Annotated in this window: 8 protein-coding genes; 2 read left to right on the top strand and 6 right to left on the bottom strand. The window is 60.2% G+C overall.

The features are described from left to right. The first annotated feature begins 36 nt into the window (after positions 1 to 36). Positions 37 to 138 carry a hypothetical protein gene (locus AC1AYR_RS11605; protein ID WP_476512625.1) on the top strand — a complete coding sequence of 34 codons (102 nt, stop codon included), beginning with the start codon at positions 37 to 39 and terminating at the stop codon, positions 136 to 138. Here AC1AYR_RS11605 and AC1AYR_RS11610 read toward each other — a convergent pair. The 6 genes from AC1AYR_RS11610 to AC1AYR_RS11635 all read right to left on the bottom strand — a co-directional run bounded on the left by AC1AYR_RS11610 (position 118) and on the right by AC1AYR_RS11635 (position 6,306). Beyond that, the gene (locus tag AC1AYR_RS11610; protein ID WP_476512690.1) at positions 118 to 813 is read right to left on the bottom strand and encodes a hypothetical protein; all 696 of its coding nucleotides are present in this window, start codon (positions 811 to 813) and stop codon (positions 118 to 120) included. The genes AC1AYR_RS11605 and AC1AYR_RS11610 overlap by 21 nt on opposite strands. A gap of 21 nt (positions 814 to 834) precedes the next feature. Then, a complete protein-coding gene (locus AC1AYR_RS11615; protein WP_236023787.1) occupies positions 835 to 1,908 on the bottom strand; it encodes a CHAP domain-containing protein in 1,074 nt (357 codons plus the stop codon). A gap of 515 nt (positions 1,909 to 2,423) precedes the next feature. Continuing rightward, on the bottom strand, positions 2,424 to 4,820 hold the full coding sequence (locus tag AC1AYR_RS11620) for a VirB4-like conjugal transfer ATPase, CD1110 family (protein ID WP_241514025.1): 2,397 nt from the start codon (positions 4,818 to 4,820) through the stop codon (positions 2,424 to 2,426). Then, positions 4,813 to 5,193, bottom strand: a complete 381-nt coding sequence (locus AC1AYR_RS11625) for a PrgI family protein (RefSeq protein ID WP_163232860.1) — start codon at positions 5,191 to 5,193, stop codon at positions 4,813 to 4,815. The genes AC1AYR_RS11620 and AC1AYR_RS11625 overlap by 8 nt, the downstream gene beginning before the upstream one ends. A 42-nt stretch (positions 5,194 to 5,235) precedes the next feature. Continuing rightward, positions 5,236 to 6,081 carry a VirB6/TrbL-like conjugal transfer protein, CD1112 family gene (locus AC1AYR_RS11630; protein WP_163232862.1) on the bottom strand — a complete coding sequence of 282 codons (846 nt, stop codon included), beginning with the start codon at positions 6,079 to 6,081 and terminating at the stop codon, positions 5,236 to 5,238. An 18-nt stretch (positions 6,082 to 6,099) separates the two neighbouring features. Beyond that, complete coding sequence (locus AC1AYR_RS11635) at positions 6,100 to 6,306, bottom strand: hypothetical protein (protein WP_025263185.1); 207 nt, start codon at positions 6,304 to 6,306, stop codon at positions 6,100 to 6,102. Positions 6,307 to 6,560: 254 nt separating this feature from the next. Between AC1AYR_RS11635 and AC1AYR_RS11640 the strand changes: the two genes are divergently transcribed. Next, a partial coding sequence (locus AC1AYR_RS11640; protein WP_476555179.1) for a helix-turn-helix domain-containing protein occupies positions 6,561 to 7,239 on the top strand: 679 nt, incomplete at its 3' end.

Raw genomic sequence — 7,239 nt, forward strand, 5'->3', positions numbered from 1 at the left:
AGGCTCGAGGCGTTCAACAACAGGATCAAAGTCACCATCCGCATGGCCTACGGCTTCCACAACGTGAACAACCTCATCGCCCTCGTCATGCTCCGATGCGGCGGACTCGACATACACCTACCCCAACCAAGAACCTAACCCACGAAAACAGCAGAAGCCCCTGATTTTGCCGAGCAGTTCCAAAGATTTGGGATCCTGCACGTCTTTATCCTGGAGCTTCGCATATGGTTCCGCCTGTTTCAATGCCTTGTCCCATTCAATCCTCACTATGTCAGATTGCTCGATTGCGTGATTGCATGACGTGAGCGCTTCCCGATGGTCGTAGTTCCTCTTCGCCATGACAAGGCCTGTGGCTAATCCCGTTACGGTGACCAGAGCGAGCATAATGCCGGCGATGCGGGTAAAGGGGATATGCCGATGAACGGCTACCTCATCCGCGTCGTCAGCCGATAATTCCGCCAAGGACACATCATCCTCGACATGTTCCCCGACCCTAATTGGTGTGTCTATCGTCGTTCCCGTCCGTTTGTCAGGCTTGGATACGGGAGTGCTGTTGTTCCGTATATCGCGAGGCAGCTCATCGTCGATGATGGGTGTGATGGGCAGCAGCCGATGTTTGGGTTTTCTGTCTGGCAGCGGTTCCGGTGGGGCCCCAGCGGTTTCGGGGTGTGCGATGGCATGCGCAGCCCACTGGCCGAGTTCCGGCCATGTACTGGGATGATCGTGGATTTGCGCAAGAAGATCCCAGTTGTCAGAATCACTCATCAAATCGGCAAGCTCGTACGAATCAAGTTTGGAATTGATGCGACGCATGATTCCTTCTTTCCCTCAGGATTAGTGGATGTAAGTGATGCTGGGATTGTTGGCCTGCTCTTTGGTAAGGGTCCTGAGCCATGCGTATGGGAGGCCGCCGCCGGATTCGCTGACAACAATGCTTCCGTCGTCCTTGATTTCCTCGACGATGGCGACGTGTCCATAATCGGCGCTTGCGCCGAGATAGCCTTTGGCGAAGCTTGCCACGTCACCGAGCTGTATGCCGCCGCCCGTTGGATATCCGAATTTTCTGGCGCTTGACGCCCACATCCAGCCGTCGCCCATGTATCCGTCCACCGGTTTGCCGATCTGCAATCGGCGAGCGGCCGCCCACCATGTGCATTGGCCGGTCTCATAGGTGGTGATCTTGCCCACGGGCGTGCCGGTCGCCGCCACATCCACGTTCAGCGTGCCAGACTGCATGACCAACGGTGGCGTGAGCTTGCCGATGGTTCGTCCTGCCGTGGCCGAACAGCCGCCTCCCGCATCAATCGCCGGCTTCACGTTGTCGAGATACCGTTTGGTGATGTTGGGAATATCCGGGTACCTCATGAGGTTGCCTTCGCCCGCGTTATGGGCGATGACCAAAGCCGTCAGGTCGTCAAGTTCGGCGAACGGCATGCCCGGGTGCTTGGCCTTGAGCTGTTTGACGCCTTCCAAGCGGTTTTTCAGATACATGCCGCCGTAATGGGCGTGGACCATGGGCTCGGTGATGCCTTCAGGTGGTGTCTGATCGGCACCTTCGGGATGCACGCCGCGCCATACGCTCCTGTTCATCTGCAGCAATCCCCATGTTCCGCCGTTGCTGTCGTCGGCATACGCATCCGGTCGGAAACCGGATTCCTGCTTCATGATCGCCGCGATGAAATCCGCGCTCAATCCGCTCGATCGGGCCGCCTCGCTTACCCATGGCTTCGCCTCGTCCGGGACCTCGATCACACTGGCCTCGCAACCTCCGTCATCTCCGACGGCAACGGTGGGTATGAACCACAGCAGCAGGCTGAAGACCATCAGCACCGCCGCCGTGCCCAATAGAAATGGAATGCTGACCGCAGCTGATGCCGATGCCGCGACACCGGCCTTCACCGCCGTCATAGTCCGAGAAACCGCCTGTGTGACCTGTCGTGCAACCTGCGTCGAAGCTCTGGCAGCGGATTTGGCCCCCTGGACACCCGATCGTACGGTCTTGCCGGAATGTCTCGCACGTTTGGCGCGAGCCGAAGCCGTTCTTCCTGCCACGGCACGTGCCGTTGAACCTCTTGCGGCATGTCTTGTGCGAATAATGCCGGTCACGCCGTCGCGTATCCGACTTGCGGGAACCATTGGTGACAACAAGTCGTCGTCCTCTCTGGTATCCGTCTGTGCCGATTGCGATTCAAGCACGGACCGTGTCGCCTTCACACCACGTTCCAAAACGCTGACGGTTGTTATGCCGGTCGGGCGCGATACTTCGGATTGATTGTTCCTGATGGTGGTTCGTGGCTGTTTCAGCCCGGCCAACACTGGGCCATGGAAGAGTCCATTAACATGACGGACTTTCAAACCATGAATCATGCCGTTCGGCCGAACGAGATTGCGCGTGGCGTGGAATGAGTCGGAGGTGACGGGTCTCATTCGGGCTTCCGATCCTCGAATTTCGTGGTATACAACCGGTAAAGCAGACTATCGGCATCGATACGCCCATCGAACGGTATGAACGCAGTGCCGCTCTTGGCCATGCCCTGACCGGGCTGCACCCCGGTGAAGAACGCCCGCTGCTCATCGGACAGCTTCAGCAGCTCGCACAAGGCGTCGGCATCCGTGGCGGTCTGGTTCAGCAGCAACAGGAAGTCGCTGTTCGCGAGCATCAGACGCGCATCCTGGTTGGCCAGCAGCTCCTCGATGTTCTGCGTAATGCCGGTGGGGCACAAACCCCATTTACGGGCGCGCTTGTACAGGCGCAGGAAGTATTCGGCCGCATACCGGTTCGAGAACAGCAGATGGAACTCGTCCACCCACAGCCAGGTGCGCCGGCCGAGACGGCGATTCCTGACGACCCGGTTCCAAATCTGATCCAGAACGACGAGCATACCGAATGTGCGCAACTCCGCTCCCAGACCGGAAACGTCATAGACCAGGAACCGGCTGGACGTATTCACATCGGTGGCATGGGCGAAGGCGTTCAGACTGCCGGTCGCGTAGATCTCCAATGCTCGTGCCGCATCACGGGCACCTGGCTCATTCAAAGCCGCGAGACGGTCATGCAGGGTGACGAGCGTGGGCATGCCCAGTTCTGGATGCTCCCGCACCTCGCGATACATGCCGATGACCGTACGGTCGATCAGACTGCGCTGCATGCGGTCGATGCCGTCCTGTCCGCCGATCAGCACGCCGAGCATGTTCAGCACGCTCGCACATTTCGACCGGATCGGATCACCCTCGGAATCATCCTCATACTCGATATCCAAAGCGTTGATATGCGCGCGAGACGATTCCCCGATCTCGACTCGCTCGCCGCCAAGACCGGTGCACAACGGCGTGAACTCACGTTCCGGGTCGATGACGATCAGATCATCGTCCGGACGGGTCAGATAGATCTGGGTTATCTCGTTCTTCGCCGCCTGGCTCTTGCCCGAACCGGTCGTACCCAAAACGAATCCGTTGCCGTTCATGCCTTTCGTACGGTCGATGACCACGGGATTGCCGGTGCGGGCGTTCGCCCCATGGAACACCCCGCCCGGCTCGAACAGTTCCTGCGACGTGAACGGCACCAGAATCGCCGCGCTCGATGTGGTCAACGTGCGACGCATCGGCGGCAAAGAATTACCCAACGGCAGCACGGCGTTCAGTCCTTCCACCTGCATGTAGGCCAAGGTCTCGGCCACACAGGACTGCCCATCGATCGCAGCTGTCACGTCACGAACCGTCTGATCCAGTTGCTCGCGGCTGTCCGCAGACACGTCCACAATCATCAGGGAATCCACCAGCCGGTCGCCGTTATGCTCCAGATCATCACGCAGCTCACCCGCCTGAGTCATGGATTCCTGCAGCTCATGAGGCAGCATGTCCTCGGGTAGATGCTGTTTGCGGTTCTTGCGCCGCTCGTCGATGGCCTGCATATCCATTTCGGCGATCGTCCGGTTCACGAGCTTCAACCCCTCGGCCTTACCCCGCGGGGACAGATGGATGCCGACCGTGATGTCCGCCTTGATGTCCGTGATGGACGACACCAGCTGATCGCTCAGATAATCCGGGAAATCACGCACCAAAAGACACTGATGCCATACTTCCGTGGTGCCCGAGCTCAACCGGAGCCGACGGCGATCCGACACGTCCACGGCGAACGGGGCCACATAATCCTTCGTGGACATGCCATGCGATTTCAGGAAACCATCCTCGGTGAACGAGAACCGGACACCGTGCCGCAGCATCCCGTGCAGCACCGCCAGACGCGACTGCCGATCCAAGCGGACACCGACGCAGCCGCCCACCGACCGCAGCTGCGCCGTGGCACGCAACGCGGCACGGTTCAGCAGCGTGACCGCACGCTCCCCGTCCCGCTCACGCAACGTCAACGTCAGATACTTGTCCGTCACCGCGCCCTGCGAACGGCCGGCGAGACGCCGACGCACATTGCGGTTGAAGTCCCCGCGCAGTCCATCCAACGCATCGCTCCGAAGCGGCATGGCGATACTGCGCGTCACCTCCTCGGGATCCAGCATGCGCGTGGCGACCGTGATCTGGACTCCCATGTTCTCACCGATCGAATTCAGGAAACGCCCCCACCGGTCCACGACATCCAGCTGCTGATCCTGGGTCGCGACCTGATAATTGATGTCGCTGATCCGCAGCGACACGCTCCACCGGTCGCCGCCGAGGAACACGATGCCATTGGACAGCATCGAATCATAGCCAAGCAGCTCCTTCGACGAACGAGGCATGCGACGATTCCCGGACCGCCTGTTCCCGGCCTTTCCATGTCGCTTACCGTTGCCTTTGACCGCCTTGCTGCCACTGATGTCAGACATGACGACGTGCCTTCCTTCCCTTGATTCGTCTACGGGTCTTCTCCCTCAACGACGGTTTGCCGGGAAACCTCGCGGGAACATAGGATTCAAGCAAATAGACCTTCGGCCCGAAACGCTGGCGCAGCATGTATCCCAGATACCGTTCCGGCTTCAGCCCCTTCGGACGCCACCAACCCCACAGCGCGAACGGCAGGCAAACCGCAAACAGCAGATACGACCCCAGATCGGACAGTCCCAACGACCAGAACAACGCCGCCTCACCTCCGCCCAGAACGAGCATGCACGCGGCGGCCGCCAGTTGGCGCCAGCTCAGCCCCCACATCACCTTCGCCTCAACATTGGCGATCTCCTTATATACGCGCATCTGCAACATGAATGAATCCTTTCCCTGATTGGCCCCGGTTGTGGTAGGCGGCTACTCGCCGCCGGCTATGGCCCGACTGACACGCTGACTCACCGCGATCACAAAAAACAGCAGGATGCCCGCCATCATGAGATTGCCGAAGTTGCCCGTCACCCACGCCACCATGCCCTCGTCCGCGGAATCCGGGATCTTCACGGCATCGACCACGATCCGCTGATAGAACACCAGACATATGAACACGCACACCGCATTCACCGACGTGCGAGCATACGACTTGAAGAAACCCACGCCGATCGGCTTGGTGTCCTCATGCACCAGAAACGCGAACGGCAACGACTGGAACGCCGTCAACGCATACAATTCGATGAACCGCACATACAGCACCACCGTGAACACCACCGACGCCAACTGGGACAACAGCCACGGGATCACCAGCAGAAAGAACAACGCCGCCTGCCCCATCACCCCGGCATCGCGAATCTGGTCACGCATCAGATCACCCAGCTGACCGCCGTCGCCTGTCGCCTCATACGACATCTGAGAAGACACACCCTGCATGAGGAACTGCGTGACCTGATTAAACATCCGAATGAATAGACTGGCGTTCTGCACAGCGATGAACACCAACGCGATCTTGAACATGGTGCCGGCCACGATCTTCACACCCAGATCACGGTCCGACTCGATGCGCGTCGAGTTACGCGCCAGCTCCAACGTGAACATGACCGCAAGCACCGCCGATGTCAAAGGCTTGACCGCGGCTCCATGCACGTTCACCGCCAACTGGTAAAGAGCGGGATTCCACGTCTCCGGCGCCTGAGACAACAGCCCGGCCGTAATCGAACCGGCACCTCCGCCGCCGATCATGTTGAGCATGGCTACGATGAAGTCCTCCACGGCAGGCCCCGAATCAGCTCAGCCCAGCGCCACCGCGTTGAAAATCTGCGCGGCCGCGATGATCATGCCTCCACCCACGATCTGCCACAGTCCCGATTGCGTCTGCGGCCCGTTGTGATCCTTCAGACCGCCACCGAATGTGACGGCACCCCACACCAGCCACAGTCCGCCGCCGATAGTGGCGAACCTGACGAATAACTGAAGCACCTGATTCAACAAATCCACGACGGCCTCCTCTGATGACGATCAAGGAGCCCGACATGCAACGGTCTCCGTTGACACTCATCGTCAGGGAAAACCGGCAGGATAGCGGCGGACAGTTCCTGGGTAGGGGGCGATGCCGCTCGATGCATATATAAAAAGGGGCGCTATTGCTGTTTTCGTGGGTGTCGGTTCGTCGTTGAGCCAGTTCGTCGTTGAGCCGTTGATTCCGTAAGCGTAAGGGGCGTTCCCGCGTATTCTGTTTTCCGACCAAAGAAATGAATCACGAAGAACGCCTGAGCAAAAGCTTATTCACCAGATTGCTGAACGTCAAAGGCGCGGTGGTCGAGGACGCGAGAATCACGGACTCGCCGCTGCGTCCCGAACCCGTGCTCGAGATCCGGGTACGCCCACGCAGGGGCATGCTCCGATGCTCCCGATGCGGCAGACGCCGGCACGGCTACGACCAAGGCGGCGGCGTACGTCGCTGGCGTGGTCAGGACTTCGGCTGCTTCAGGGTCGAGCTGGTCGCCGCGATGCCCCGCGTGGACTGCCCGGAATGCGGGGTCGTGGTCGCCCAGGTGCCTTGGGCGGAGCCGGGCAGCCGGTTCACCCGGGATTTCGAGGCGGAGTGCGCGTGGCTGATGACCGTCGCGAACCAGAAGACGGTCAGCGGCTTCCTGCACGTGGCGTGGAGGACGGCCGGCGACATCGCACGCAGGGTCGCCGGGCGTCTCAGGGCGTCGATGCCGTCGCCGTTCGACGGCCTCACGTCGATCGGCGTGGACGAGACCAGCTACCGCAAAGGCCACACGTACATCACCGTCGTCGTCGACCACGAACGGCATCGGGTGATATGGGCGCACGACGGGTACGGCAGGGACGTGTTCGACCTGTTCTTCCAAACGCTGACCCCCGAACAGCGCGCCTCCATCCGCATCGTCACCGGCGACGGGG

The sequence above is a fragment of the Bifidobacterium sp. LH_417 genome, assembly GCF_056357035.1.